The organism is Aeromonas intestinalis, assembly GCF_054052485.1.
The window spans coordinates 76,296-102,450 of record NZ_JBSTYK010000012.1 but is presented as its reverse complement, the minus strand read 5'-3'; the positions used below and the strand labels follow the sequence as shown (position 1 = coordinate 102,450).

24 protein-coding genes are annotated in these 26,155 nt (G+C 62.1%); 17 read left to right on the top strand and 7 right to left on the bottom strand.

Going from position 1 to position 26,155, the window contains the following annotated elements; all coding sequences use genetic code 11:
• Positions 1-252: 252 nt before the first annotated feature.
• Entirely contained in the window at positions 253-2,346 is a 2,094-nt protein-coding gene (locus ACW5W7_RS15800) for a TonB-dependent hemoglobin/transferrin/lactoferrin family receptor (protein WP_349921204.1), read from the bottom strand.
• Between the two features lie 190 nt (positions 2,347-2,536).
• Here ACW5W7_RS15800 and ACW5W7_RS15795 point away from each other — a divergent pair, with 190 nt between their 5' ends.
• The 3 genes from ACW5W7_RS15795 to ACW5W7_RS15785 all read left to right on the top strand — a co-directional run bounded on the left by ACW5W7_RS15795 (position 2,537) and on the right by ACW5W7_RS15785 (position 4,665).
• Positions 2,537-3,502: a ChaN family lipoprotein gene (locus ACW5W7_RS15795; RefSeq protein WP_456502321.1), complete on the top strand. Its 966-nt coding sequence runs from the start codon at positions 2,537-2,539 to the stop codon at positions 3,500-3,502.
• A 166-nt stretch (positions 3,503-3,668) separates the two neighbouring features.
• On the top strand, positions 3,669-4,217 hold the full coding sequence (locus ACW5W7_RS15790; RefSeq protein WP_456502320.1) for a cysteine hydrolase family protein: 549 nt from the start codon (positions 3,669-3,671) through the stop codon (positions 4,215-4,217).
• Positions 4,218-4,257: 40 nt separating this feature from the next.
• Positions 4,258-4,665 carry a hypothetical protein gene (locus ACW5W7_RS15785; protein ID WP_456502319.1) on the top strand — a complete coding sequence of 136 codons (408 nt, stop codon included), beginning with the start codon at positions 4,258-4,260 and terminating at the stop codon, positions 4,663-4,665.
• Between the two features lie 82 nt (positions 4,666-4,747).
• On the opposite strand, the gene hutZ is transcribed toward ACW5W7_RS15785, so the two are convergent.
• The gene (hutZ, locus tag ACW5W7_RS15780) at positions 4,748-5,305 is read right to left on the bottom strand and encodes a heme utilization protein HutZ (protein WP_349921200.1); all 558 of its coding nucleotides are present in this window, start codon (positions 5,303-5,305) and stop codon (positions 4,748-4,750) included.
• Positions 5,302-5,814 (bottom strand): heme utilization cystosolic carrier protein HutX, encoded by a 513-nt coding sequence (hutX, locus tag ACW5W7_RS15775; protein ID WP_349921199.1) that lies wholly within the window; start codon positions 5,812-5,814, stop codon positions 5,302-5,304. The genes hutZ and hutX overlap by 4 nt, the downstream gene beginning before the upstream one ends.
• A 164-nt stretch (positions 5,815-5,978) precedes the next feature.
• Between hutX and ACW5W7_RS15770 the strand changes: the two genes are divergently transcribed.
• The 3 genes from ACW5W7_RS15770 to ACW5W7_RS15760 are packed head-to-tail and all read left to right on the top strand — an operon-like array spanning position 5,979 to position 8,665.
• Positions 5,979-6,827, top strand: coding sequence for a heme/hemin ABC transporter substrate-binding protein (locus tag ACW5W7_RS15770; protein ID WP_349921198.1), 849 nt, complete (start codon positions 5,979-5,981; stop codon positions 6,825-6,827).
• Positions 6,824-7,855 carry a FecCD family ABC transporter permease gene (locus tag ACW5W7_RS15765; RefSeq protein ID WP_456502318.1) on the top strand — a complete coding sequence of 344 codons (1,032 nt, stop codon included), beginning with the start codon at positions 6,824-6,826 and terminating at the stop codon, positions 7,853-7,855. Before ACW5W7_RS15770 ends, ACW5W7_RS15765 begins: the two co-directional genes overlap by 4 nt.
• A gap of 15 nt (positions 7,856-7,870) precedes the next feature.
• Positions 7,871-8,665, top strand: a complete 795-nt coding sequence (locus ACW5W7_RS15760; RefSeq protein WP_456502317.1) for a heme ABC transporter ATP-binding protein — start codon at positions 7,871-7,873, stop codon at positions 8,663-8,665.
• A gap of 65 nt (positions 8,666-8,730) precedes the next feature.
• Here the strand turns inward: ACW5W7_RS15760 and ACW5W7_RS15755 are convergent, their stop codons facing one another.
• Positions 8,731-9,339, bottom strand: a complete 609-nt coding sequence (locus ACW5W7_RS15755; protein WP_456502316.1) for a YitT family protein — start codon at positions 9,337-9,339, stop codon at positions 8,731-8,733.
• A gap of 296 nt (positions 9,340-9,635) precedes the next feature.
• On the opposite strand from ACW5W7_RS15755, the gene ACW5W7_RS15750 reads away from it, so the two are divergent.
• From ACW5W7_RS15750 to ACW5W7_RS15725, 6 genes are all read left to right on the top strand, one after another.
• A complete protein-coding gene (locus tag ACW5W7_RS15750) occupies positions 9,636-11,015 on the top strand; it encodes a UDP-glucose dehydrogenase family protein (RefSeq protein WP_456502315.1) in 1,380 nt (459 codons plus the stop codon).
• Positions 11,012-12,010: an NAD-dependent epimerase gene (locus ACW5W7_RS15745; protein WP_456502314.1), complete on the top strand. Its 999-nt coding sequence runs from the start codon at positions 11,012-11,014 to the stop codon at positions 12,008-12,010. Before ACW5W7_RS15750 ends, ACW5W7_RS15745 begins: the two co-directional genes overlap by 4 nt.
• Positions 12,011-12,448: 438 nt before the next feature.
• A complete protein-coding gene (locus ACW5W7_RS15740; protein ID WP_456502313.1) occupies positions 12,449-13,297 on the top strand; it encodes a lytic transglycosylase domain-containing protein in 849 nt (282 codons plus the stop codon).
• 306 nt (positions 13,298-13,603) lie between these two features.
• Entirely contained in the window at positions 13,604-15,271 is a 1,668-nt protein-coding gene (ettA, locus tag ACW5W7_RS15735) for an energy-dependent translational throttle protein EttA (RefSeq protein ID WP_456502312.1), read from the top strand.
• A gap of 186 nt (positions 15,272-15,457) precedes the next feature.
• Positions 15,458-15,793, top strand: a complete 336-nt coding sequence (locus ACW5W7_RS15730; RefSeq protein ID WP_456502311.1) for a hypothetical protein — start codon at positions 15,458-15,460, stop codon at positions 15,791-15,793.
• 250 nt (positions 15,794-16,043) lie between these two features.
• Positions 16,044-17,387, top strand: a complete 1,344-nt coding sequence (locus ACW5W7_RS15725) for an NCS2 family permease (RefSeq protein ID WP_456502310.1) — start codon at positions 16,044-16,046, stop codon at positions 17,385-17,387.
• A gap of 98 nt (positions 17,388-17,485) precedes the next feature.
• Here ACW5W7_RS15725 and djlA read toward each other — a convergent pair whose 3' ends face one another.
• The 3 genes from djlA to ACW5W7_RS15710 are packed head-to-tail and all read right to left on the bottom strand — an operon-like array spanning position 17,486 to position 20,004.
• Positions 17,486-18,310: a co-chaperone DjlA gene (gene djlA / locus ACW5W7_RS15720; RefSeq protein WP_456502309.1), complete on the bottom strand. Its 825-nt coding sequence runs from the start codon at positions 18,308-18,310 to the stop codon at positions 17,486-17,488.
• 3 nt (positions 18,311-18,313) lie between these two features.
• Positions 18,314-19,000 (bottom strand): N-acetylmuramate alpha-1-phosphate uridylyltransferase MurU, encoded by a 687-nt coding sequence (gene murU / locus ACW5W7_RS15715; RefSeq protein ID WP_456502308.1) that lies wholly within the window; start codon positions 18,998-19,000, stop codon positions 18,314-18,316.
• The gene (locus ACW5W7_RS15710; protein ID WP_456502307.1) at positions 18,997-20,004 is read right to left on the bottom strand and encodes an aminoglycoside phosphotransferase family protein; all 1,008 of its coding nucleotides are present in this window, start codon (positions 20,002-20,004) and stop codon (positions 18,997-18,999) included. The genes murU and ACW5W7_RS15710 overlap by 4 nt, the downstream gene beginning before the upstream one ends.
• Before the next feature lie 174 nt (positions 20,005-20,178).
• On the opposite strand from ACW5W7_RS15710, the gene lptD reads away from it, so the two are divergent.
• From lptD to apaG, 5 genes are read left to right on the top strand one after another with little or no spacing between them, the layout of a single operon-like run.
• Positions 20,179-22,614, top strand: a complete 2,436-nt coding sequence (gene lptD / locus ACW5W7_RS15705; protein ID WP_456502306.1) for an LPS assembly protein LptD — start codon at positions 20,179-20,181, stop codon at positions 22,612-22,614.
• Between the two features lie 30 nt (positions 22,615-22,644).
• On the top strand, positions 22,645-23,937 hold the full coding sequence (gene surA, locus ACW5W7_RS15700; RefSeq protein ID WP_349921184.1) for a peptidylprolyl isomerase SurA: 1,293 nt from the start codon (positions 22,645-22,647) through the stop codon (positions 23,935-23,937).
• Between the two features lie 50 nt (positions 23,938-23,987).
• Positions 23,988-24,971, top strand: a complete 984-nt coding sequence (gene pdxA, locus ACW5W7_RS15695) for a 4-hydroxythreonine-4-phosphate dehydrogenase PdxA (protein WP_456502305.1) — start codon at positions 23,988-23,990, stop codon at positions 24,969-24,971.
• A 1-nt stretch (position 24,972) separates the two neighbouring features.
• Positions 24,973-25,785: a 16S rRNA (adenine(1518)-N(6)/adenine(1519)-N(6))-dimethyltransferase RsmA gene (rsmA, locus tag ACW5W7_RS15690; protein ID WP_349921183.1), complete on the top strand. Its 813-nt coding sequence runs from the start codon at positions 24,973-24,975 to the stop codon at positions 25,783-25,785.
• A gap of 4 nt (positions 25,786-25,789) precedes the next feature.
• A complete protein-coding gene (gene apaG / locus ACW5W7_RS15685) occupies positions 25,790-26,152 on the top strand; it encodes a Co2+/Mg2+ efflux protein ApaG (RefSeq protein ID WP_456502304.1) in 363 nt (120 codons plus the stop codon).
• Positions 26,153-26,155 lie beyond the last annotated feature (3 nt).

The following is a 26,155-nucleotide window of genomic DNA, read 5'->3' as shown; positions in this document are numbered from 1 at the left end:
GCTCGGCACATCCGTTCATGCCCTCTTCATTCATGAGCCGGTGCGCCGCAAGCGCCCCTCACACCGGCAGGAGAGCAGCATGAAACACCGGACGCTAGGCCAGGGGTAGCCAGCCTCTGCCATCGGCCTCGGCTGCATGACGATGACGGGCACCCTGTATGGCACGGCCCCGGGCCGCCCATGGCCCATGTCAGACGACAGGCATAAAAAAAGGGGCCATCAGGCCCCTTTTCATTGTTGCGGTGTGCGCTATCAGAACACGTACTTGACGCGGGCGCTCAGGTTACGACCCGGCTCGCTCAGGTGCTCGGTGCTGCTGCTCGCGGCCAGACCCGTCATGCTCTCGTAGGTGGTGTACTCCTTGTCGAACAAGTTGAATACACCGACGTTGAGCTGCAGGTCCTGCAGGGGCTTGAACTGGGCGTAGAGGTCAACCACACCCCAGCCAGCGCTCTTGATGTAGTCGTTGCCACGGGCATCCTTGCGCACCTTGTCCATGTCATCGGCGAAGCGCAGGGCGGTGTTGATGTTCCAGGTCGGCTGTTCCAGACGCAGACCCAGGCTGCCGTTGAGCGGGCTCAGGCTGTTGATGTAGTTGCCATCCCCGTCCTTGCCTTCGATGTAGGCCAGGTTACCCCAGACGTTGACCAGATCGTTCAACCAGTAATCCGCCTTGGCCTCGACCCCCTTGGTGGTGGCCTTGTCCAGGTTCTGGTACTCGTAAACGGCGGTGCGGCCTTCGGTGCCGACCTGGGCCAGCTCGATGAAGTCGTCAAACTTGTTGTAGAAAGTGGCCACTTCGTAGCTGAAGCCGCCGGCGCTGCCACGCACCCCCAGATCGATGCCGTCGCTGCTCTCGGACTTCAGATCCGGGTTCGGCTCGATGCGGTAGCCGTATGCCTGGTGGTTCAGGGTGGAGAAGGCGTTGTCATACATGGGCGCCTTGAAGCCGTGGCTGTACTGGGCGAACAGGTTGGCCGCCTCGTGCGCCTTGAACACCAGACCCAGCTTGGGCGAGAACTCCCCTTCGGAGACTTTCTGCAGCTTGTCGCCGGTGTAGGCGGGATCTTCGTCCGGGGTCATCTTGTAGTAGTCGTAACGCATGCCCGGGGTCAGCACCCAGCGCTCACCGAACTTGATCTCGTCAAAGGCCCAGATGGCGCTGCGCTCGCTGGTGGTGGACGGGAAGCTCAGCTCGCTGTAACCGACGAAGTCACCGGGTACGGTCGGGGCCTTGAAGCGGGTACGCTCGTTGTCGGTGTGCTCATACTCCACACCCCAGGCCAGACGCTGGTTGTCGAGTGCCTTGCTGAACTTCACCTGGGCACCCAGGCTCTCCTGCTCGAAGCCGTTGTGATCCAGGGAATTCTTGGTCACATAGGGGTTGCGCGGGTTGACCGGGTACTTGGAGGAAGCGTACTGATCCAGGGTCTGCTTGGTGCGGGCATAGTAGACCTTGCTGTCGATGCGATCAGCCCAGCCAGCGTTCAGGGCGATGCCGTGATCCAGCACCACGGAGACGTTGTCGGTGTCCTTGTCGGTGATCGGCTGGTTGAAGACGGAGCTCGTCTTGCTCAGGTCGATGGCATCCGGATCCTGGCCTTCGGTGAAATAGTCGACGGTCAGCTTCAGGAACTGATCCTCGCTGAAGTTCCACTTGCTCTTGAACAGCACGGCCTGGCTGACGATGTCGAACTCGTCCTTGTCGCCATCGTAGTTCTGGGTCACACCGCCATCGCGCCAGGTGTAGCGCAGCAGGTTCTCGAAGTCGCCGGTGCGCAGGGCGCCGGTGAAGCCCGCCATGTTCTGGTGGCTGCTGGAGGCGTAGCCGGTGGTCGCGTCCAGATAGCTGTCACGACCCTTGAGGAAGTCTTCCGCATCCTTGGTGGTGATGGCGATGACGCCACCCAGGGCATCGGAACCGTAAGCGGCGGAAGCCGGCCCCTTGGCCACTTCAATCTGCTTGATCATGTCGGTGTCGAAATAGGTCTGACCAACACCGCCGTTCTTGTAGGCATCGTTCTGGCGCACGCCATCCTGCACGACCTTCACCCGATTCTCGCTCATGCCACGGATGGTAAAGGTCTGGGCATCGCCCGCGCCGCCCTGCACGCTCACGCCTGGCTCGTAGCGGAACAGGTCGGCCGCGTTGGTGACGACCTGCTCTTCGATCTGCTCAGAGGTGATGACGGCGATGGGAGCGGAGACATCTTCCAGCTTCTGCTCCATCCGGGAGCCACTGACGACCATGACTTCATCAGCTTTCTTGTCTGCGGCGAAAGCGGGGGAAACCAGGCCAGCCGCCACGGCGAGGGCAATCAATGATGGGGTGTTGTTGTGCGCCACTGCAAAATCCTTATTGAGAATTATTATCAAGCGAAAGGCATATTACTCAGCTATCAATAAAGATCAATAATAAAGTGAATCATTCTCATTTTCTTTTGTCCAAGTTCGGTTTTACACTAGCGCCCTCTGTTTTCTCTTGCTCGCCATACGGTTATCGTCTGGTGCTGCGCCTCTGCCTCTGTGAGATACCATGATCCGACGACTGCCCCTGCTCGCCCTGCCCCTGCTGCTGGCCGCCTGTGCCACTCCCCCGCAGGCGCCCGCGCCCCACACCCTCTATCACTATCAGCTCAGCGAAGGGCAGAGCGATGCGTCCCTCAGCCTCTCCCAGGCGCTGGGCAGGGTGGTCGATGCCGACATCGTGCTGGTGGGGGAATTGCACAGCCACCCGGCCGTACACCTGTTGCAGGCGCGCCTGCTGGCGGGACTGGCCGAGCGCTCCCGGGTCGATGGCCGGGGACTGGCGCTCTCCATGGAGCAGTTCACCCGGGCCGATCAGGCCACCCTGGATGCCTATCTGGCCGGCCGCATCGGCGAGTCAGCGCTGATCCGTGAGGGTCACGCCTGGCCCAACTACCCGAGCGACTATCGTCCCCTGGTGGAATTTGCCAAGGCGCAGCACCTGCCCGTCATCGCCGCCAACGCCCCCAAGCCGCTGGTGAGCTGCGTCGGCCAGGAAGGGCCCCAGTGGCTGGAGAAGCTGCCCGCCAGCCGTCGCAGCCAGCTGGCCCAGACCCTCACCCTGGGTGACGATGGCTACCGCCAGAAGTTCATGGCCTCCATGCACCACGGGGACGCCGACAGCAACGCCCGCCGCTTCGCCGCCCAGACCAGCTGGGACGACACCATGGCCGAGAGCATGGTCAACTACCTCGCCAAGCACCCGGGCCAGCGCATCATGCACATCGCGGGCAACTTCCATGTGGAAGGGGGGCTCGGCATCGCCAGCCGCATCGCCAGCCGCAACCCGGCCCTCAAGGTGGCCCTGATCGTGCCGCAAACCGATGACAAGGCCCCCGCCGGACGCGCGGCCGATGTCAGGGTTCGCATCGCGCCACTGCCGGAACGCTGGCTAAATGCCGATGAAATGAAGCAAGATATGGGCGCACTGCATCAATCCCGCAGTCGTGACTGCAGCCAGTGGCTGCAACCCTGATAACCAGTCAGGAACCTGCCCGCCGCCCGGGGCGACACGCCCATGGCCAAGGGGCTGAATCGCATAAAACCTCATTTTCATGCTGATAAATGATGGTTTTATGGTGATATATGTGGCTTGTCAGCACAGTAGTGGCGCAATGGCGGGCGGGTTCTGAGGAACCCATATGGACGTGTTACTGATCATCGACATGCAGCAGGGGTTGTTCGAGCAGCCCCGTCATCAGGACGCTCAGGTCATCGCCAACGTCAACCGGTTGGCAGACCATGTGCGGGCCCAGGCGGGGCGTGTCATCTATGTGCAGCACGAGGAGCCGGGCTCCGAACTCGAACTCCACAGCCCCGGCTGGCAGCTCCATGCCGATCTGACCCCGGCCGCGGGGGAGAGCCGGGTACGCAAGAGTGCCTGTGACAGCTTCCTCGGGACCGAACTCGGCTTCCTGCTGGCGGAACAGGCGGTGGACAGGCTGCTCATCTGCGGCTGTGCCACCGATTTTTGCGTCGATACCACCCTGCGCAGTGCCGCCGGCAAGGGCTTCGAGGTGACTGTGCTCACCGACGCCCACACCACGGCAGACAGGCCCCATCTCAGTGCGGAGCAGATCATCGAGCACCACCACTGGATGTGGCGTCACCTCAGCCTGCCAGAAGGCAGAAGCGTGACCCTGCTCACCACGGATGCGCTGCTGGCGCCTCCCCAGGCGGTGCTGGCGTGATAAGCTGCGCCCCTGTCCCCCTTCCCTGATGGAGTCTTTCGTGCGTCTATTGCCTGCCGCCCTCTGCGTGCTGCTGTTGCCGGCACTCACCGCTTGCGCCGGTCTGACGGGTTCGACCCAGGATGGCCCGCCCCCCCTGTTTCGCACCCATATCAACGAGGAGGGGAGCAAGCGCTTCACCTTCGAGGCCGCCCCCCTCGACGTTCTGCCGAGCCGCCTGCAAGACGATGATGACAGCCATCTCAGCCGCAATAATCGCAGCCTGCTGGAACGGCGCCAGGCCTTGCAGGATGAGCAGCTGACCCAGACCCTGGACGAGCGCAAATACTGCCACAGTGGCTACATAGTGCTGAGCCAGACCTCCTGGAAGATCCGGGGAGAGTGCAACGAGACCGCCACCCAGGCCGATCGCAGCGCCTTCCCCAACCGGGCCTCCTGGCAGGACTGAGTGGACGGCAACGCCGTTGTCACAAAGCGCATAACAAAACGGGCAGCTCAGGCTGCCCGTTGTTCATCTCGGTGAGACCCCATCAGACCGGGGCGTCTGTCTCGCTGGTCAACTCGGCACCGTTGTCGATGCGCTTGTGGCCCTCGACCAGATGCACGAAGTCCACCAGCTCGTCGCCGGAGACCCGGAACGCCTGACCGAAGCCCTTGACGAACAGACCCTGCTCGGGCTTGAGACGGAACAGGACGAAGTCCTTGAGGTTGGAGAGCCCTTTGACTATCTCCCCGAAACGCCCTTCCAGGGCGGCGACGGCTTTTTCCCAGCGCACGTCATCACGGGCGACCACTTCGGCGACCGCATCGAAAGTCAGGCGCTTGCGGGCGAACAGTTCGCGGGCACCGGTCTCGTCCTCGATCAGCATCAGGGACACCTTGGGCACCTGTTGCAGGTTGCGGGCGTGACGGGCGATCTCGGAGATCAGCACATAGTAGCCATCTTCCTGCAGCACGAAGGGAGCGTAGCTGGCGTTGGGATTGCCTTCGGCATCCACGGTCGCGAGCTGCAGGGTGCGGCAACCGTCACGAAACTCGCGGATCTCCGGTTGCAGGCGGTTCTGCAGACGTTCCTGACGTTCACTCATGCTTTCACTTCCTCTTGATACTGACGGCGCAGGGCCATGAAACGCTCTACCTGCTCGGGCAGCAGCTGACGCTGCTCGTCGCGACCCAGATAGACCTTGAAAATGCAGCGACCGCTGTGGCCGAAGAACTGGAAGGAGTGCCCTTCCTTGCCCATGAACAGCTTGCTGACCAGGGCGATGCCCACCACATTGTCGAGCTTGAGGTGACCGTGCATCTCGCCGTCACGGCCCATCAGGTTGTAGTAGCCGCGGGCGCTCTTGCCTTTCGGGAAGGAAGCCTTCACCTCGAAGATGGAACCATCCGACTCGACGATGGTGGTCACCGGGCCCCAGCTGGCCAGGTCCGCCAGCAAGGCTTCCGCCTGCTCGCCCGGGACCAGCGTCATCAGTTCGGCAGGCAGATGGCGTACCACCTCCCACTCGCTGACCGCCAGCTGGCTGGCGATGCTGGAAGGATGGGCGCTGGGATCCTGCTCCAGCAGCTCATGAATGCGTTGTGCGATGCTCATCGGTTCTCCTGATCTGGCTATCTCGCTCAGTCTAGCGGCGGATACTGTAATAAAGCGGCCCTCGCAACGCAATTGATAATCGCTACTATTATCAGTGCAATTTCATGGCGGGATTGCTATTCTCGGCGGCAATCCCACACTACATTAACCCTTCGGAGGTTCGCATGGGCCGTCGTTTTGCCCTCGCACTCAGCCTGCTCGGCTGCGCCACTCTTTCCCTGTCTACCCTGCCTGCGATGGCACAAGAACGCATCGTCAGCGTCGGCCCGGCCACCACCGAACTCATCCTGGCCCTGGGCGGCGAGTCCAGCATCATCGCCACCGACGTGAGCAGCCCCGAGCCAAAGAGCCTGCCCAAGGTCGGCTACCACCGAGCCCTGGCCGCCGAGGGGATACTGAGCCTCTCTCCCACCCGGGTGGTGGGCAGTGACGAGATGGGCCCGAACGCCACCCTGGAACAGTTGCGCCGCGCCGGCGTCAAGGTCGACGTCATGGCCACGGCCCCGACCCTCGCCAACCTGAACGAGCGTATCGACACCCTGTCCCAGCTGCTCGGCAACCCGGCCGCAGGCACCAAGCTGAAAGCCGACATCGCCAGCCAGAGTGACAAGCTGGCGGCCCAGGCCAAGCAGAACAAGCCCCTCAAGGTCGCCTTCCTGTTGCTGCACAAGGGTCAACCCACCAGCATCGCCGGTGGCAACACAACCGCCAGCGCCCTGATCACCCTGGCTGGCGGCGTCAACCCGGTGGCCCAGTTGCACGACTACAAGCCCGTCTCCACCGAGGCCCTCATCGAGATGCAGCCGGACCTGGTACTGGTGAGTGGCCGTGACTGGCAGCAATATCAGAACGTCGACAGCGTGCTGAGCCAGGTGCCAGCCCTGACCGCGACCCCGGCGGGCAAGAACAAAGCCATCCATGCCATCGACGGTCACGCCCTGCAAGGGGGCCTCAGCCTGCGCTCCCTGCAACAGGCCAACCAGATAGCCCAGTGGATCCAGCAGGGTTCATGATGCGTCTACCCCTGCCCTGGCTGCTCGCCCTCACCGGCGGTGCCCTGGCACTGCTGTTGGTCGGATCCCTGGCAACCGGCCCCATGTCCCTGACTCTCGGCGAGAGCCTGCAGGCCCTGTTTGCCGGCAAGGAGAGCGGGATAGAAGCCCACAAGCTGCTGATAATCCAAGAGATCCGCCTGCCACGCACCCTGCTGTGCATCGCCGTGGGGGGCATACTCGGTCTCTGCGGCGCCGTCATGCAGGGGCTGTTTCGCAACCCCCTCGCCGATCCCGGCATCATAGGGGTCTCCGGCGGGGCGGCACTGGGGGCGGCACTCGCCATCGTGCTGCTGGCCCCCCTGGGCCAGCAGTTGCAGGCTCTGCTCGGCCTCGGTCTGCTGCCCCTGCTAGCCTTCCTCGGCGGTGCCCTGACGACCACCCTGGTCTATCTGCTGGGCACCCGTGAAGGGGGCACCTCGGTCACCATCATGCTGCTGGCCGGGGTCGCCATCACGGCCCTCTCTGGCGCGGTGATCGGCCTGCTCACCTATCTGGCCGACGATCAGATGCTGCGCAACCTCAGCCTGTGGCAGATGGGGTCTCTCGCCGCCGGCAAACCCATGGATGTGGCCCTGGCCCTGGCAACCCTGGCCGCCCTGCTGCTGCTGTTCGTGCGCGATGCCAATCCCCTCAACGCCCTGTTGCTGGGAGAAGGTGAGGCACGTCATCTGGGGGTCAACGTGCAATCCCTCAAGCGTCGCCTCATCCTGCTCACCGCCGCCGGCGTCGGGGTCGCCGTCGCCGTCGCGGGCATGATTGGCTTCGTCGGCCTGGTGGTCCCCCATCTGGTAAGGCTGCTCGCCGGCCCCAACCACGTGCGCCTGCTGCCCCTCTCCGCCCTGCTGGGGGCCGCTTTGCTGCTCGGCGCCGACATGCTGGCCCGCACCCTGCTGGCCCCTGCCGAGCTGCCAGTGGGTATCATCACGGCCCTGCTCGGCGCGCCCTTCTTCATCTGGCTCTTGGTCAAGAGTCGCCGGACGCTGTAACAGGAGATCGTCATCTTGCCCGGATCCGCCCCTTCCCCCCTGCTGGATTGTCAGGATATCTGCCTCAGCCGAGGTGGCCGCCTCATTCTCGACAGGCTCAGCCTCACCCTGCAATCGGGTACCCTGACCGCCCTGCTCGGCCCGAACGGTGCGGGCAAGAGTTCGCTGCTCAAGTGCCTGACCGGGGAGCTGGAGTACGACGGCGCCATCTCCCTGTTTGGTCGGGAGCGCCAGGCCTGGGGCAGCACGGCGCTGGCCCACAGGGTCGGTGTGCTGCCCCAAAGTTCGTCCCTCAACTTCCCCTTTCTCTGTGAAGAGGTGGTGGCCATGGGCCGCCTGCCCCACACCGAACCGGGCAGCCGCCGGGACGAGATAGTCAAAGCCGCCATGACCCACGCCGGGGTCGAACACCTGGCGGGTCGTCTCTACCCCGGCCTGTCGGGGGGGGAGCGCCAGCGGGTGCAGTTTGCCAGGGTGCTGGCCCAGATCTGGCAAGCTCCCGACGAACCCCAGGAGCCCCGGCTCCTGTTGCTGGACGAGCCCACCTCGGCGCTCGATCTCAAGTATCAACATCAACTGCTGACCATGGCCCGCGCCCTCGCCGGTCGCCATACCGCCGTCCTGGTGGTGCTGCACGATCTCAACCTCGCGGCGCGCTACGCCGATCGGCTGGTGATGCTGGAACAGGGTCGGTTGATGGCGGACGGTGTCCCCACCGAGGTGCTCACACCGGAGCTTATCGCCCGGTTGTATGGCTATCCAGCCCAGGTACTGCACCACCCCGATACCGGCCTGCCCATGGTGGTGTAGCCGCCGCAATTCATCACAGACAAGAAGAGCGCCATCGGGCGCTCTTCTTGTTTTTGGCTATTCATTCAGGCTATCTGGTAGCGCCCCGGCTTGTGGTTGAGTGTCAACACCAGGTTACAGAGGATGGCCGCCACCACGGAGAGGGCCAGCAGCCAGGGGGAGACCACGAAGAAGGAGGCGATGACGATGGTGCAATCCAGTCCCATTTGCAGCTTGCCAGCGCGGATGCCGAACTTGTCCTGAATGAAGAGTGCCAGGATGTTGAAGCCCCCCAGGCTCGACTTGTGACGAAACATGATGAGCAGCCCCATGCCGATCAGGGTACCGCCGATGAGGGCCGCATAGACGGGCTCGATCTTGCCGATCTGCAGCACGGCGTTGAGGTGATCCGTCATGAAGGAGACGGTTGCCACCGATGCGAAGGTATTGAGAGTGAAGCGTGGTCCCATCCTGAACCAGGCCAGGGTGTAAAAAGGCAGGTTCATGGTGAAGAACAGCAGGCCGAAGCTCAGGCCCGTCACCTGCTGCAACAGGAGCGCGAGGCCGGCAGTGCCACCGGTGAGCAGACCCACCTGATGAAACAGAAAGATACCGAGGGAGATGAAGCCTGCTGCGGTCAGCAGGGCAAGCACATCCTCATAGACCGGATGCGCCGAGCGGGGTTTGTTGTCCATAACCAAAGTCCATAGCGAAGTAAAAGAGTGTGGGTTGCCCCTTGGGGGCGCGAGCCCAGTGTGCCGAGCTTCGTTATGGGGACAGTGTCCGATTTGAGTGAGCCGGATCACAATAGTGTCATGGAATGCGCCAAAATGGTGCGCGTCAGGGATGCGTTACAACCCTTGCACCAAAATATCTCACTAGGTCCTTTCCCAGGCTGCAGCCTCACTGAAAAACCGGACGGTTTCCGCTGCTCGTCACGCCGAATCATTCTAAAATGTCTCCCTTTCAACTGCCTGTGGAGCAACAAAGGATGAGGGTCACCCTCTTCGGGATTGGATATGTGGGTCTGGTGCAGGCCGCCGTGCTGGCCGAGATGGGCCATCAGGTCACCTGCGTGGACGTGGATGCCGCCAAGATAGCGCGCCTGAAAGAGGGCATCATCCCCATTTTCGAACCCGGCCTCTCACCCATGGTTCAGGCCAATCATCAGGCCGGTCGCCTGCATTTCACCACGGACGTGGTAAAAGGCGTGGGCTTTGCCGAGCTCATCTTCATCGCGGTGGGCACTCCGCCCGGTGAAGACGGCAGCGCCGATCTGCAACAGGTGCTGAGGGTGGCCGGTACCATAGGCCGCCTGATGCAGGCTGGCAAGGTGGTCGTCAACAAGAGCACGGTGCCGGTCGGTACGGCCCACCGGGTGCGCCGGCACATCGAGGCCGCCCTCACCGAGCGTGGCGTTCACTTCCCCCTGGCGGTAGTGTCCAATCCGGAGTTTCTCAAAGAAGGCGCCGCCGTTGCCGACTGTCTGCGGCCGGATCGCATCATCATCGGCACGGATTCCGCCCACGCCATGTCGCTGCTGGAGGAGCTCTACGCCCCCTTCAACCGCAATCACGGGCGCATCATCCAAATGGACGCGCGCAGCGCCGAGCTGACCAAGTACGCCGCCAACGCCATGCTGGCGACAAAAATCTCCTTCATGAACGAGATGGCGGGACTGGCGGAGCGGCTCGGGGCCGACATAGAGGCGGTGCGCAAGGGCATAGGTGCGGATCCACGCATCGGCTACCACTTCATCTATCCGGGCTGCGGCTACGGCGGCTCCTGCTTCCCCAAGGATGTGAGAGCACTGATCCACACCGCAGCCGAGATGGGCTGTGACACGTCCCTGCTGCGCTCGGTGGAGCGGGTCAACGATCGTCAGAAACACAGACTCATCGAGTTGTTGCACCAGCACTTTGGTGCCGATCTGACGGGGCACACCTTCGCCCTCTGGGGGCTCGCCTTCAAGCCCAATACCGACGACATGCGAGAGGCACCGAGCCGAGTATTGATGGAGGCCATCTGGGCCGGTGGCGGCAAGGTGCAGGCGTTCGACCCCCAGGCCATGAACGAGGCGCAGCGCCTCTATGACCTGCGGGACGAGCTGACCTTGTGCGGCACCCAGGAGGCTGCCCTCAAGGGTGCCGACGCCCTGTTCATCTGCACCGAGTGGCAGCAGTTCCGCGCCCCCGATTTCGAGCTGATCCAGCGCACCCTGAAGCAAGCCGTCATCTTCGACGGACGCAACCTCTATGACCCGGCCCGCCTTCGCCAGCGCGGCTTTACCTACTACGCCATCGGCCGCGGCCACCATGTGCAACCAGCGGCTAGGCAGGAACCAGAGCCCCGATTGGAGGCTACGCAATGAAGTACCTGATCACTGGCGCCGCCGGTTTTATCGGCTTCCATGTGGTCAAGCGGCTTTGCGCCGACGGTCATCAGGTGGTCGGCATCGACAACCTGAATGACTACTACGCGATGAGCCTGAAAGAGGCACGCCTCGCGCGCCTCCTTCCCCTTCCCGGCTTTCGCTTCGAACGTATCGATCTTGCGGACAGATTGGCCATCGCCGACCTCTTTGCCCGGGAGCGATTCGATCGGGTGATCCACCTCGGTGCCCAGGCGGGGGTACGCTATTCGCTGGACAATCCCTTTGCCTACGCCGACAGCAACCTCACCGGCACCCTCACCGTGCTGGAGGGGTGCCGCCAACACGAGGTCGGCCACCTCATCTATGCCTCCTCGAGCTCCGTCTACGGCCTCAATGAGCAGATGCCGTTCAAGACCTCGGACGGGGTGGATCATCCGGTCTCCCTCTATGCGGCGAGCAAGAAGGCCAACGAGCTGATGGCCCACTCCTACTCCCACCTCTACGGCCTGCCCACCACGGGGCTGCGCTTTTTCACCGTCTACGGCCCCTGGGGGCGCCCCGACATGGCCCTGTTCAAGTTCGTGCGCGCCATCCTCAACGATGAGCCCATCGACATCTACAACCAGGGTCAGCTCAGCCGGGACTTCACCCATATCGACGACATCGTCGAGGGGATAGTGCGCGTCGCCGATCGCCCTCCCCAGGCGAACCCGGCCTGGCATGGACAGACGGAGTCCAGCTCGGCCCCTTACCGGTTGCTGAACATCGGCAACGGCAGCCCGGTGCGGCTGCTGGACTTCGTCGACGCCATCGAATCGGCCCTCGGCAAACCCGCCATCCGCAATCTGCTGCCCATGCAGCCGGGGGATGTGCTCGCCACCTGGGCAGACACCGAAACCCTGTTCGAGGTGACGGGCTATCGGCCCCGGGTGGGATTGAAAGAAGGGGTAGAGAGTTTCGTCCATTGGTACAGGGCGTACCACGGAGTCTGACACTCCACAGTCCTGCTTGTGCAAGAAGGGGCAAAAGGCCCCGCTCATCCTTGGCGGGTAACACCACGGTGTCGCAACTGAAGCGTTCATCCGTGCGTGTTGCCCCTTTGGATCAACGCGGGATCCAACCCGACCGGTCGCCATGAACATGAGGGAAAAAGAGAGTTAAATCATATCAATACAATGCGTTGGATTATATTCCCCACTGTCGGCCACCAGCGACGGGAGAGAGATAGCTGTGGCGAGTCTCAACGTCCTTCCCACCCGCAGCCAGGCCCCGTTCTTTGACCTTCCACCCAATGTTTTGCTCCACTAGCCAAAGGTTCCAGACCGTTTTCATCTTTCTCAAGCCAGCACAGAACCACATGTTCCAATGCTTGGCTGGCAACCCGCCCATCCAGAACCTATATCTTGCGGATACGAAATGAGGTATCCATCATGCAGAGACTCTGCACTTGGGGCTGGGGACTCTTGCTCCTGCTGGCCAGCACATCGACCCACGCCGACACCTTTCGCCAGGCCCCCAAGGCGATGAATGCCCTGCGCCAGGGGGCGGCCATGGAGCGCAGCAATCCAAGGCAGGCCATCGCCCACTACTGCACCGCCGCCAGCCTCGGCAATCCAGAAGCCTATTTTCGCATCGGCCGTCTGCTGGCTCGTGGTCCACAGGGGATCCGCAGCGCCCGTCAGGCCAATACCTATCTCGCCATGGCCATGCGCCTGGGCAACCAGCAGGCAGCCCGCTACTACAACGAACGGGTGGGCAATGCCCCGCTCGGCACCTGCGGTGTCGGCGGCGGCTCGGGCGGCGCCCCCTGGGTACGCCCCGGCGTCCCCTTCGATCAGGATGGCTATCTGGCCCGCCAGTCCATGAGCAAGCAGAAACTCGCCGGCATGATCCGGCAGGCCGCCAAGCGCCACCGGGTCGATCCCCAGCTGGCACTGGCCATCGCCATCGCCGAGTCCAACCTCAACAGCCTCGCCGTCTCCCCCAAGCAGGCGCAAGGGGTGATGCAACTCATCCCCGAGACCCAAGCCAGGTTCGGCGTGACGCACCCGTTCGATGCGGAGCAGAACATCCGGGGCGCCATGATCTATCTGAAATGGCTGGAGAAGCAGTTCGGCCCCGACTGGATCAGGATCAGTGCCGCCTATAACGCCGGTGAGCAGGCAGTGGTCCGCTATGGGGGTGTGCCCCCCTATCAGGAAACCCAGGAATACGTGCAGCGAGTGCTCTACTACTCGGGGCAGGACCAGCCCAAGAAAACCAAGGCATCGGTACGTTGACGCTCACAACCGGTTGATCGCATCCGCTGATGCGGGTGCCGAACATCCCCCATTCAACTTGGATAAAGATACCCTCAGGCCCCAGATCGGGCAGGCGTCGACCCATCCCAGCGGCCATCTCTCCCGGCCAAGAGGGTTTCGCAGATGGGAGGCTGCTCCCGCTGTCCGCTTTGCCGCCCCCTCCCCATTGGTTTACAATCGACAAGTTTTTTGGAACCGGGTTGGCCCGCGCCGACCTGGCCCCACCACGCCATCAGTTTGTTAATGAAAAATCATTAAGTTGCTGAAAAGGAAGAGAATTAGCCAATGGCTCAATTTATTTACACCATGAACAGGGTCGGCAAGGTCGTGCCGCCCAAGCGTCATATTCTCAAGAACATCTCCCTCTCCTTCTTCCCGGGCGCCAAGATAGGTGTCTTGGGTCTGAACGGCGCCGGTAAATCCACCCTGCTGCGGATCATGGCCGGGCTGGATACTGAGATCGAAGGGGAAGCCCGCCCGCAACCCGGCATCAAGATAGGCTACCTGCCCCAGGAGCCGAAACTGGATCCCGAGCAGACGGTCCGTGATGCGGTTGAAGAGGCCGTGGGCGACGTGAAACGCGCCATGGCTCGCCTGGATGAGGTCTATGCGGCCTACGCGGATCCGGACGCCGATTTCGACAAGTTGGCCCGCGAACAGGGCGAGCTGGAGGCCATCATCGCCTCCCAGGGCGGCCACAACATGGAAAACCAGCTGGAGCGTGCGGCCGATGCCCTGCGCCTGCCGGCCTGGGATGCCCAGATCAAGCACCTCTCCGGGGGTGAGCGTCGCCGGGTTGCCCTCTGCCGTCTGCTGCTGGAAAAGCCAGACATGCTGCTGCTCGATGAGCCGACCAACCACCTGGATGCGGAATCCGTGGCCTGGCTCGAGCGCTTCCTGCACGACTACGAAGGCACCGTCGTCGCCATCACCCACGACCGCTACTTCCTCGACAACGTGGCAGGCTGGATCCTGGAGCTGGACCGTGGCGAAGGCATCCCATGGGAGGGCAACTACTCCTCCTGGCTGGAGCAAAAAGATGCCCGTCTGGCCCAGGAAGCGAGCTCGGAAGCCGCCCGTCGCAAGTCCATCGAGAAAGAACTGGAGTGGGTTCGCCAGAACCCCAAGGGCCGTCAGGCCAAGTCCAAGGCTCGTATGGCTCGCTTCGAAGAGCTCAACACCAACGACTACCAGAAGCGCAACGAGACCAACGAGCTGTTCATTCCGCCCGGACCCCGCCTCGGCGACAAGGTGGTGGAAGTGACGAACCTGCGCAAGTCCTACGGTGACCGGCTGCTGATCGACGATCTCTCCTTCTCCATTCCGAAGGGGGCCATCGTCGGCATCATCGGGCCTAACGGGGCCGGTAAGTCCACCCTGTTCCGCATGATGTCGGGTCAGGAACAGCCGGATTCCGGCGCTATCACCCTGGGCGATACCGTGGTGCTGGCCTCGGTGGATCAGTTCCGCGACACCATGAACGACAAGAAGACGGTGTTCGAGGAAGTCGCGGACGGTCAGGACATCCTGCGCATCGGCAACTACGAGTTCCCGAGCCGGGCCTACATCGGCCGCTTCAACTTCAAGGGCTCTGATCAGCAAAAGCGCGTCGGCGAACTGTCCGGTGGTGAGCGTGGCCGTCTGCACCTGGCCAAGCTGCTGCAGACTGGCGGAAACGTCTTGCTGCTGGATGAACCGACCAACGATCTGGACATCGAAACCCTGCGCGCCCTCGAGAACGCCCTGCTGGAGTTCCCGGGTTGTGCCATGGTCATCTCCCACGATCGCTGGTTCCTCGACCGCATCGCCACCCACATCCTGGACTACCAGGACGAGGGCAAGATCGAATTCTTCGAAGGCAACTTCACCGAATACGAAGAGTGGAAGAAGAAGACCTATGGCGCCGAGGCCGTTCAGCCGCATCGCGCCAAGTACAAGCGGATCGCCAAGTAAAGGGAAGTGCTGGTGCGGCCAGCCATGCCGCCGCTGCGCCCCCGAGACGGCTGGCGGACCGCTGGCCAAGCGATGCCGTACATCCCCCCATCGAGGGGATTGCACCGTGACAAGGGGAGCCCAGGCTCCCCTTTCTATTGCCTTTTGACTTACACTCTCTCCGCCTCCCCCAACCGATAGCTAGCCATGGCCCACAGCACAGACACCTCGAAGCGACTTCACATCCAGATCCGCATCGAACCCGGTTGCCTCGGGCCAGACGGCAAGGCGCACATCGACAGGTTCTGCAATGCCGCCAGCCGGATCTTCGCCACTCTGGAGCCCGAGCGGATAAGCTGGGTGCTGCTCCCGCGCCATGACAAGCAGCTGCCGGAGCAGGAGTTCTTCATCGAGGGGCGCAAGCTGAGCGAGGAGCAGGCCGGTCTGGTGCTGCAGCGCATGGGCCTGACCTTGAGTCTGCTGCAGGAGCGCAGCGACGCCCTGCTGGCACAACTGGTGGAGCGTTACTTCAAGACTCTCTAATCCGCCCAAAGAAAGTCTCTATCGACACTCATTTTTCCTGCCGCAAGAGCAAACGTTTGAATTTTTACTCTATTCATTGATCCGCCTCGCAGATCCGGGGTTTGTAAACGCGCCTGCCTGTGTAAAAATGTGCGCGCTGTCACGGTATCAGGACGAGTCTGGCGATGAAATCGCCAATGACAGGGTCAGTCTCCCTATGGATGGGTCTGCCCCCCTGCTGCTTATTTCACGTCACCCATTGGAATCCAACATGAATCAACCACATCAAGCCACCAGCCCGGCGGCCGGGCAAGGATTGCTCGATCGTCTGTTCGCCCTGAAAGGTCATGGCACCACGGCCCGCACCGAGGTCATCGCCGGGATCACCACCTTCCTGACCATGGTCTACATCGTCTTCGTCAACCCGCAGATCCTCTCCGCTGCGGGCATGGACACCCAGGCCGTGTTCGTCACCACCTGCCTCATCGCCGGCATCGGCAGCATTCTGATGGGGCTGCTGGCCAATCTGCCCATCGCCCTGGCCCCCGCCATGGGCCTCAACGCCTTCTTCGCCTTCGTGGTGGTGGCCGGCATGGGCTACTCCTGGCAGATAGGCATGGGTACCATCTTCTGGGGCGCCCTGGGTCTTCTGATCCTCACCCTGCTGCGGGTGCGCTACTGGCTCATCGCCAACATCCCCCTCACCCTGCGCGTCGGCATCACCGCCGGTATCGGCCTGCTCATCGCCCTGCTCGGCCTGCACAACGCCGGCATCGTCGTCGCGAGCCCGGCCACCATGGTGACGGTGGGCAATCTCACCTCCCTGCCCTGTCTGCTGGGGCTGCTCGGCTTCTTCCTGATCTGCATCTTCTCCGCCCGTGGCGTGCACTCCGCAGTTCTCATCTCCATGGTGGTCACCACCGGACTGGGCTTCCTGTTTGGTGACGTCACCTTCAAGGGCTTCGTCTCCATGCCGCCCAGCATCACGCCGGTGTTCGGTCAGCTGGATTTGATGGGATCCCTGGATATCAGCCTCGCCGGCATCATCTTCTCCTTCATGCTGGTCAACCTGTTCGACTCCTCCGGCACCCTCATCGGGGTGACCAACCGTGCCAAACTGGCCGATGACAAGGGGCACTTCCCGCGCATGAAGCAGGCATTGGTCGTCGACAGCGTGAGCTCGGTGGGCGGCGCCTTCATGGGCACCTCCTCCGTGACCGCCTATATCGAGAGCAGCTCCGGCGTGGCCGTGGGTGGCCGCACCGGCCTGACCGCCATCGTGGTCGGCGTGCTCTTCCTGCTGGCCATCTTCTTCTCCCCGGTCGCCGCCATGGTGCCGGCGTACGCTGCAGCAGGGGCCCTCATCTACGTAGGCGTGCTGATGTGCTCGGAGCTCACCCGCGTGAAGTGGGAAGACCTGACCGAGGCGGTACCGGCCTTCATGACCGCGGTCATGATGCCGTTCAGCTTTTCCATCACCGAGGGGATCGCCGTGGGCTTCATCTCCTACTGCGTGATGAAGGCGGGCACCGGCCGCTGGCGCGAGATCAACCCTTGCGTGCTGGTCGTCGCCCTGCTGTTCATCCTCAAATTCGTCTGGGTCGACGCGCACTGAGTCGCCCCCTTCGACGAGGATTGAATCCCCCCGCCAACAAAAATGCCCGTCTCTCGACGGGCATTTTTTATGACTGCATCTAGATGCTTTCTGGCGTGTCAGCGGATGCCGCGAGCCTCGCGGATCCACTCCCAGGCCTGCTGGATCTCCTGGGTCTTCTCCTTGGCCATCTCCATCATCTCCGGCGGCAACCCCTTGGCGGCCAGCTTGTCCGGATGGTGCTTGCTCATCTCCTTGCGGTAGGCCCGCTTGATCTCCTGATCGCTGTCGCTCTCGCTGACGCCGAGCAGCTGATAGGCATCCTTGAGCCGATCCTTGGATGGTGCCTCCTGGCGGTACTGCTGCCCCTGGCCCCCTCCCTGATACTGGCCCTGACCGTGCTTGAAGAAGTTCATCTGCGCCTCGGCCATGGCCAGGATCCGCGCCAGCTCGATGCGGCTGAAGCCCAGCTCGTCGGCGATGGTCTGCAAGATGGCCCGCTCGTCGGCCTCCACGCTGCCATCGGCGAAGGCCGCCTGCAATTGGACTTCCAGGAAGAAGCGCAGGATGTCACGCTGGCCCTGGCTCGCCTGACGGAACTCGGCCAGGGTCTCGCGCAGGGGGAAGCCGCTCTCCTTGCCCTGACGGAAGGACTCCTGGGCCCGCACCCGCTGCTCACCGGAGAGACGCATCCTGTCCATCAGGTTGGAGGCAACCCGGATCTCCTGCTCGGTGACCTGGCCGCTCGCCTTGGCGATGTGGCCCATGACGGCGAAGGTGGCGTGGAAGAAAACCGCCTGCTGTTGCTGGGTGGGGGCACGGCGGAACGACATGCCCATGCCCCGATCGAAACGATGGCCTAACCAGAGGCCAAGCAGGGCGCCAAAGATGTTGCCGAGCAGAAAACCGAAGAAGGTGCCAAGCACCTTACCCCAAATACGCATGGTTCAAGACCTCGTGATGTGTTGAGTGCTGCATCCTTGCAACTGTTCGTCCAGCTCTCGCAGCCGCGCGACGGTGCCGATGTCTCGCCACTCGCCAGGGAGCAGGCTGCCACCGACCCGGCCCGCCGCCATCCACTCCCGCAGCAGGGGGGCCAGCTTGCAAGCCCCGGCGGGCAGGTGGCCGAAGGCCTCGGGACGATAGAGGCCGATGCCGCTGAAAGTGAGGGACGGGCGGTCCAGCACCCGGCCGGCTTGCAGCGCGAAATCTCCGTGAGGATGCTGGGGCGGATTGGGCACCAGCCAGAGATGGGCGAGATCCTCCCACAGCGTCTGGTTCACCAGGGTGCCGTAATCCAGATCCAGCCAAGTATCGCCGTTGATCACCAGAAAAGGCTCAGACCCCAGCAATGGCAGTGCCTGCACTATGCCACCGGCGGTCTCCAGTGCGGTTTCTTCCGCCGACCACTGGATGCTGACCCCGAAGGCGCTGCCATCCCCGAGCGCCGCCACCAGCTCGTGGCCGAGCCAGGCGTGGTTGATGACCAGATTCGTCACCCCGGCAGCCTTGAGCTTCTCGATATGATGCACGATGAGCGGCTTGCCCCCCACCGCCAGCAGCGGCTTGGGCAGGGAGTCCGTCAGCGGTCGCATCCGCTCGCCACGACCGGCGGCCAGGATCATCGCTTTCATGCCTGGGCTCCAGCAGCAAAGCCAGGCAGCACTTTTCGCTGCAACCAGTCACCGAAACGGGACAACACATGGTATGTGCCCCCGTGCAAATGACAAACGTCCACCACATAACCCAGTGTGCGTGGAATATCCTTCAGATAACCGGATTTTCCGTCCCTGTGATAAAGGCGGGTGAAGATGCCCGCCGCCTTCAGGTGGCGCTGCATGCCGGTGAGATCGGCCTGGCGCCGGAAGCGGGCATAATCGATCCCCGCCAGCACGCCGGCCTCGCTCAAGGTGTCGAAGCCATGGCGCATTCCTTGCTCGATGACATCGTCCGGCCAGCGCACGTAGCAGTCTTTGAGCAGGGAGACCAGATCGTAGCTGAGCGGCCCGATGACCATGTCCTGGAAATCGATGACGGCCAGGGTGCTGGTTGCGGGACTGTCACCGCCACACACCATCAGGTTGCGGCTGTGGAAGTCCCGGTGCATCACCCCCTGGGGCTGGGCCAGGTTGTTCTCGGTCAGGCAGGTGAAGGTGTCATCCAGCAACTGCTGCTCATCCTCGCTCAAGGCGAGTTGCAGATGATGGCCCAGCAGCCATTCGGGGAAGATGGCGTTCTCACGGGCCATGAAGGCCGCATCGAAAGGCTCGAGAGAGAGCTCGACTGCGCCAAGCTGCGGCAGCAGGGCAATGGCCTTGTCATACCAGGCCAGCACGTTATCGGCATTCAGGCAGGTGATGAGCTGGGTATCGCCGAGATCCGTCACCGCCAGCAACCCCTGCTCGTAGTCCACCCCCTTGACCTCGGGCGCCAGCAGGCCGCTCGCTTTCAAGGCCGCGGCGTTGCGAACAAATTCATGATTTTTTTCGGTTTTCGGATTAGCATCCACCCACACCAGACCGGCACCACGGAAATAGCGGCGAAAACTGGCGTCACCGGAGATCAGGGTCAATTGAAGGTTGGCATCACCGGAAATCCGGCGCGCCCAGTGCAATAACAGGGAATCGCGATCGTGCATGAGTCGGGGACCAAATTGGAAAGCAGCTCTTGGCTGTTAGCCCTGGCCGCAATAATGCTTTATCATTGCCGGCTAACATAAAGCAATGACATGCAATGTCAACTTGATGGATCCTGACATAAAATGCATGCCCTGATTCAACCGTCTTTACCACGGATTGTGCGAGCCTTTCACATGACAAAATGGACACTGGGCACTTCTGGTCCCATCGCCCTGACTATCAGCCTTGTTCCAGCACTGAGTCCGATCACGGTACAGGCTGCGCCAATCAACGCGCCGCCGGCTACCGGCATTCTCGACAGCCTCTGCTATGACTATGTGCCCAAGATAGAGAAGCCAGCCTCCGGTCAAGATGCCAATGCCCAACCGGTCGAGGTCGATGCGGACCGCCTGGAAGCCAAACAGGGTGGCACCGCCGTCTATGAAGGGGACGTCAAGGTCCGTCAGGGGGTGCGCAAGTTTGACTCTGACTATGCTCAGCTCGATCAGAAGAGCCGGGACGTCATCGCCATCGGCAACATCTACTACAACGATGGCCAGATCACCGTCACCAGCGACAAGACCCTGAAATCCAATCTGGATACCAAGGATTCCGAACTGGAAGAGGGCAAGTATCAGGTTCACGGTTCACCGGTGCGCGGCTTCGCCGAGAAGGTGACCATGACCAATGACAACCAGAACATAGTGCTGGAGGGGGCTCAGTACACCACCTGCCCACCGGGCCAGGAGGCCTGGACTCTGAAGGCGGGCAGCATCGACATCGATCAGGCCGAAGTGTTCGGGGAAGCCTGGAACGCCAGCCTCTGGCTCTATGACTATCCGGTCTTCTATTTCCCCTATATCAACTTCCCCATCAAGGATGAGCGCAAGACGGGCCTGCTCTACCCGGGTTATACCCAGAGCTCCAAGAACGGCATGGACATCACCCAGCCGTTCTACTGGAACATTGCCCCCAACTACGACGCCACCATCACCTCCCGCTTCATGGACAGACGGGGCCTGATGGAGCAGGTAGAGTTCCGCTACATGCCGGATCCGGCCCACGTGGGCAGCCTCTACTTCGAAAACCTGGCCAACGACAAGCAGTATGACGAGACCGACAGCCTGAACCAGCATCTGTCAGATGGTCATCGCTATCTGCTCAATGCCCGTCATACCTCCATGTTCATGGATAATTCCCTGCGGGTGTCGGTGGACTACACCAAGGTCCGGGACCGGGACTACAACTACTTCAACGACTTCTCCCCCAAGGTGGGGACCCAGGTCGACAACCAGTTGCAGCAGTCCCTGATGGCGGGTTATTTCCAGCAGAACTGGAACCTCAATGCCGAAGTGCGAACCTACCAGATCCTGCTGGCCAGCGCCCAGCAACCCCACGAGCTGATGCCCCGCATCGATCACAACTACTACCACCAGGGCAGCTGGTACGATCTGGCCTGGAATACCGAACTCACCAACTTCGGTTACAACAACGATCAGGCCATCGAGCAGAACCAGGGCGAAGCCTACACCGGCACCCGCTTCTACACGGCCCCGACCCTGACCATCCCCCTCATCGATGAGGCGGGTTACTTCCTCGACAGCCAGTACAAGCTGATGTACACCCGTTACGATCAGACGGTGCCTGACAACATGAGCAGCACCTTCACCAGCAGGTTCACGCCGCAAGATGGTGGGGGAGTCACCCTGGAGGAGGGGATCATCACCCGGGTACTGCCTTCGTTCCGCCTCAAGGGGGGCATGACCTTCGAGCGCGAGCAGCAGTGGTTCGGGAAAGAGGGCGCCAATCAGACTCTGGAACCCGAGTTCCAGTATCTCTACGTCCCCTACAAGGATCAGGACAACATCGGGGTCTACGACTCCACGACCATGCGTCAGGACTACTACAGCCTGTTCAGCGACCGCCGCTTCGCCGGTCTGGATCGCATCAGCGACTCCAACCGCCTCTCCATCGGTCTCACTAGCCGTATTTATGATCCGGCTGGCGATGAACGAATCCGGCTGGCCGTTGCCCAAGCCTTCGACTTCGTGGCTCCCAGGGTCAAGCTCTACTCCAGCGATGTAGCGAGCACCAACAACCGCTCCCCGCTGTCGTTCGAGGGCGACGCCAAGATCAACGAGCAGTGGTTTGCCCACGCTGGTGCACAGTATGATTTTGACCAAAGCCAAATCAGCTCGGCCAACAGCGCGCTGGAGTACCGCCACGAGAAGCTGATCAGCCAACTGAACCACCGCTTCGTGCGCGATGCCAACTACGACCTCGAACACAAGGGAGCGGTCACCGACCTCAACCAGATCGGTCTGTTGCTGACCACGCCGCTCAATGATCAGTGGCACCTCTATGGTGGTTACTATCAAGAGCTCAACCAGAACGTGAAGTCCGACCGCAAGGTGGGCCTGAAATATGACTCCTGCTGCTGGAGCATCAACTTCAACCTGGAATGGGTCAACACCCCGGACAACGTGGATATGAGGCCGACCTCCGAGCGCAGTCTGGGCATTCAATTCGAGATGAAGGGATTGGGTAGCGTAGGGACAGGTCCGAAGGGAACCTCCCTGGATACCGAAGCACTGCCTTACATTCGTCCGTTTAACCTGCGAGACCAATAACCGGTCTGGCAAACGCCTTGAGAGATGGATATGAAGAAGACGTTGATTTCCCTGCTGACCGCAGGTCTGTTTGGAGTCATGAGCCAGGGCGCCATCGCCGCCCCCGAGCTGGTGGACAAGGTGCTTGCCGTGGTCAACAAGGACGTGGTGCTGGCCAGCCAGCAGGAAGCCCTGGTCCAGAAGGTCAAGGCCTCCGCCCAGGAGAGCGGCCAGTCCCTGCCCGATGACGCCACCCTGCGCAAGCAGGCGCTGGATCGCCTGATCCAGGAGAGCCTGCAGTTGCAGCTGGCGGATCGCCAAGGGCTCAAGATCAGTGACACCCAGCTGGAGCAGGCCATCCAGAGCATCGCCGCCGACAACAAGATGACCCTCGAGCAATTGCGCGCCCAGCTGGAGCGTGAGGGCCTGACCTATGCCCAGTACCGGGAAGAGGTACGCCGCGAGATCCTGATGAACGAAGTGCGCCGCAATCAGGTTCGCCGTCGCATCAACATCTCCGAGCAGGAGGTCAAGCAGGTGGTCGAGGCCCTGAGCAAACAAGGCCAGCAGCAGACCGAGTACCACATCGGCCATATCCAGGTCGCCCTGCCCGACAATCCCAATGCCGAGCAGCTCAATGCCGCCAAGGCCAAGATCGAGCGTATCCTCGCCTCCCTGAAAGAGGGGGCGGATTTTCGCAAACTCGCCATCGCCGAGAGTAACGGTCCCAAGGCCCTGGAGGGGGGAGACTGGGGCTGGATGAGCCCGCAAGAGATGCCGACCCTGATGGCCGAAGCGGTACAAGGGGCCAGCAAGGGTGACATCGTCGGCCCGCTGCGCTCAGGCGCCGGCCTGCATATCGTCAAGATCTTCGACACCAAGGGTCAGCAGCAAGTGATGCAGACCGAGGTGAAGGCTCGCCACATCCTGATCAAGCCCTCCATCATCCTGAGTGAGGAGAAGGCCAAGGGGACCCTGGACGGCATCTTGCACGATATCAAGAGCGGCAAGGCCAGCTTCGCCAGCATGGCGGAGAAGTACTCCGAGGATCCGGGCTCTGCGGTGCAGGGCGGTGAACTGGGCTGGTCCGACCCCAACGTCTATGTGCCGGAATTCCGCGACATGGTCAATCGTCTGCAGCCTGGCCAGATCAGCGAACCCTTCCGTACCAGCCACGGCTGGCACATCGTCCAGCTGGAAGATCGCCGCAGTCAGGACGCCACCAGCAAGGCTCAGGAGCAGCGCGCCTATCAGCTCATCTTCAACCGTCGCTTCACCGAAGAGTCCCAGTCCTGGCTGGACGAGCTGCGCGACGAAGCCTACATCCAGATCGAACCCAATTAATGGGCGATGAGCAGATGAACAGCCGCCATCCAGGGCGAGGCCAGACGCAGATGCCCTGCCGTCGCCTCGCCATCACACCGGGTGAACCGGCGGGGATAGGCCCAGACCTGGTGTTGCAGATAGCCCTGCAGGATTGGCCCCACCAGCTGGTGGCGATCGTCGATCCCGCCCTGCTGCACGCCCGCGCCGCCCTGCTCGGGCTGCCTGTCGTGCTCGAACCCTATGACGCCAGCGCTCCTGCCCGCCCCCAGCGGGCGGGGACGCTCACCGTCTGCCCCCTGCCCCTCGGCGCTCCCGTGGTACCGGGCAAGCTCGACGAGGGCAATGGCGCCTATGTGTTGAACACCCTGCAGCGGGCCTGTGACGGCAATCTGAACGGCGAATTCGACGCCGTGGTGACCGGGCCAGTCCACAAGGGGATCATCAACCAGGCCGGTGTCTCCTTCAGCGGTCATACCGAATTCTTCGCCCAGCAGTCGGGCACCGCCGATGTTGTGATGCTGCTGGCCACCGAAGGGCTCAGGGTGGCGCTCGCCACCACCCATATTCCGCTGGCCTACGTGGCCAAGGCCATCACCGAGGATCGGCTCGGCAAGGTGATCCGCATCCTGGATGCGGACCTCAAATGCAAATTCGGCATCGCCCAGCCCAGGATCTATGTCTGTGGCCTCAATCCCCATGCCGGGGAAGGGGGACATCTGGGCCGGGAAGAAATAGACGTGATCGAGCCTGCCCTGGACGCCTTGCGCCAGGAAGGGATCGATCTGGTCGGCCCCTTGCCCGCCGACACCCTGTTCCAGGACAAATACCTCAAGGATGCGGATGCGGTACTCACCATGTACCACGACCAGGGACTGCCCGTGCTCAAATACAAGGGCTTTGGCAACTCGGTCAATATCACGCTGGGACTCCCATTCATCCGCACTTCGGTGGATCACGGCACCGCGCTGGATCTGGCAGGCAAGGGCCTGGCCGATCCCGGCAGCCTGATCACCGCGATTAACCACGCCATTCAGATGGTAGAGAAAAAATAATATGAGCAGTAAGGTGCACATGGGCCACACGGCCCGTAAGCGTTTCGGTCAGAACTTCTTGCATGACAGCTACGTGATCGACCAGATCGTGGCCGCCATCAACCCGCAACCGGGTCAGAACCTGGTGGAGATCGGGCCGGGTCTGGCCGCGCTGACCGAGCCGGTCGCCGCCCAGATGGACAAGATGACGGTGGTCGAGCTCGACCGCGACTTGGCCGCTCGTCTGCGCGAGCATCCCACGCTGAAAGACAAGCTGACCGTCATCGAAGCCGATGCCATGCGCTTTGACTTCGGCACCCTGATGGGGGAAGGCCGTGGGCCGCTTCGCATCTTCGGCAACCTGCCCTACAACATCTCCACTCCGCTCATCTTCCACCTCTGCGAATTCGCCGATCGGGTGGAAGACATGCACTTCATGCTGCAAAAGGAAGTGGTGCTGCGTCTGGCCGCCGGCCCGGGCAGCAAGGCCTATGGTCGCCTGAGCGTGATGACCCAGTACTACTGCCAGGTCGTCCCCGTGCTGGAAGTGGGCCCGGGTGCCTTCAAGCCTGCCCCCAAGGTGGACTCCGCCGTGGTGCGCCTCATCCCCCACAAGAATCCCGTCCATGTGGCCAAGGACATCCGCTGCCTGAACCGCGTCTGCACCGAGGGCTTCGGCCAGCGCCGCAAGACCATTCGCAACAGCTTCTCCAACTTCATCACCGACGCCCAGCTGACTGAACTTGGGATCGATGGCAACCTGCGCCCGGAGAACCTCTCCCTCGAGCAGTTCGTCATGATCGCCAACTGGCTGGCCGATCAGCAGCAGGCCTGATCCCATGGCAAAGCCCCGGATAGCGGTTCACCCGCACCCCAGCTATGTGGCGGGCACCCAGGATCCTTACCACTTTCTCTATCTCATCGAGATAGAGAATCTGGGACCGGACACCGTGCAGCTGCTGCACCGGCGCTGGCTCATCACCGATGCCAATGGCAAGATGCAGGAAGTGGAAGGCCCCGGGGTGGTCGGTGAGCAACCCTTCATCGCCCCCGGTGAGACCTTCAGCTACCAGAGTGGCGTTCCCCTCGCCACTCCGTTTGGCGTGATGGAGGGCAGCTACCTGCTGCAAGACGAGTCAGGACAACAGTTCGAGGCTCCCATCCCTCCCTTCACCCTGGCCGTTCCCCACATCATTAACTGAGGT

Bases quoted from the DNA above. Each gene is read 5' to 3' on its own strand.
- pdxA (WP_456502305.1), top strand. From the start codon at position 23,988: ATGCCCTGCCGTCGCCTCGCCATCACACCGGGTGAACCGGCGGGGATA.
- ACW5W7_RS15750 (WP_456502315.1), top strand. From the start codon at position 9,636: ATGAGGGTCACCCTCTTCGGGATTGGATATGTGGGTCTGGTGCAGGCC.
- hutX (WP_349921199.1), bottom strand. From the start codon at position 5,814: ATGAGCATCGCACAACGCATTCATGAGCTGCTGGAGCAGGATCCCAGC.
- lptD (WP_456502306.1), top strand. From the start codon at position 20,179: ATGACAAAATGGACACTGGGCACTTCTGGTCCCATCGCCCTGACTATC.
- djlA (WP_456502309.1), bottom strand. From the start codon at position 18,310: ATGCGTATTTGGGGTAAGGTGCTTGGCACCTTCTTCGGTTTTCTGCTC.
- rsmA (WP_349921183.1), top strand. From the start codon at position 24,973: ATGAGCAGTAAGGTGCACATGGGCCACACGGCCCGTAAGCGTTTCGGT.
- surA (WP_349921184.1), top strand. From the start codon at position 22,645: ATGAAGAAGACGTTGATTTCCCTGCTGACCGCAGGTCTGTTTGGAGTC.
- ACW5W7_RS15755 (WP_456502316.1), bottom strand. From the start codon at position 9,339: ATGGACAACAAACCCCGCTCGGCGCATCCGGTCTATGAGGATGTGCTT.
- apaG (WP_456502304.1), top strand. From the start codon at position 25,790: ATGGCAAAGCCCCGGATAGCGGTTCACCCGCACCCCAGCTATGTGGCG.
- ACW5W7_RS15725 (WP_456502310.1), top strand. From the start codon at position 16,044: ATGAATCAACCACATCAAGCCACCAGCCCGGCGGCCGGGCAAGGATTG.
- ACW5W7_RS15740 (WP_456502313.1), top strand. From the start codon at position 12,449: ATGCAGAGACTCTGCACTTGGGGCTGGGGACTCTTGCTCCTGCTGGCC.
- ettA (WP_456502312.1), top strand. From the start codon at position 13,604: ATGGCTCAATTTATTTACACCATGAACAGGGTCGGCAAGGTCGTGCCG.
- ACW5W7_RS15765 (WP_456502318.1), top strand. From the start codon at position 6,824: ATGATGCGTCTACCCCTGCCCTGGCTGCTCGCCCTCACCGGCGGTGCC.
- ACW5W7_RS15730 (WP_456502311.1), top strand. From the start codon at position 15,458: ATGGCCCACAGCACAGACACCTCGAAGCGACTTCACATCCAGATCCGC.
- ACW5W7_RS15710 (WP_456502307.1), bottom strand. From the start codon at position 20,004: ATGCACGATCGCGATTCCCTGTTATTGCACTGGGCGCGCCGGATTTCC.
- ACW5W7_RS15770 (WP_349921198.1), top strand. From the start codon at position 5,979: ATGGGCCGTCGTTTTGCCCTCGCACTCAGCCTGCTCGGCTGCGCCACT.
- ACW5W7_RS15790 (WP_456502320.1), top strand. From the start codon at position 3,669: ATGGACGTGTTACTGATCATCGACATGCAGCAGGGGTTGTTCGAGCAG.
- murU (WP_456502308.1), bottom strand. From the start codon at position 19,000: ATGAAAGCGATGATCCTGGCCGCCGGTCGTGGCGAGCGGATGCGACCG.
- ACW5W7_RS15745 (WP_456502314.1), top strand. From the start codon at position 11,012: ATGAAGTACCTGATCACTGGCGCCGCCGGTTTTATCGGCTTCCATGTG.
- hutZ (WP_349921200.1), bottom strand. From the start codon at position 5,305: ATGAGTGAACGTCAGGAACGTCTGCAGAACCGCCTGCAACCGGAGATC.
- ACW5W7_RS15795 (WP_456502321.1), top strand. From the start codon at position 2,537: ATGATCCGACGACTGCCCCTGCTCGCCCTGCCCCTGCTGCTGGCCGCC.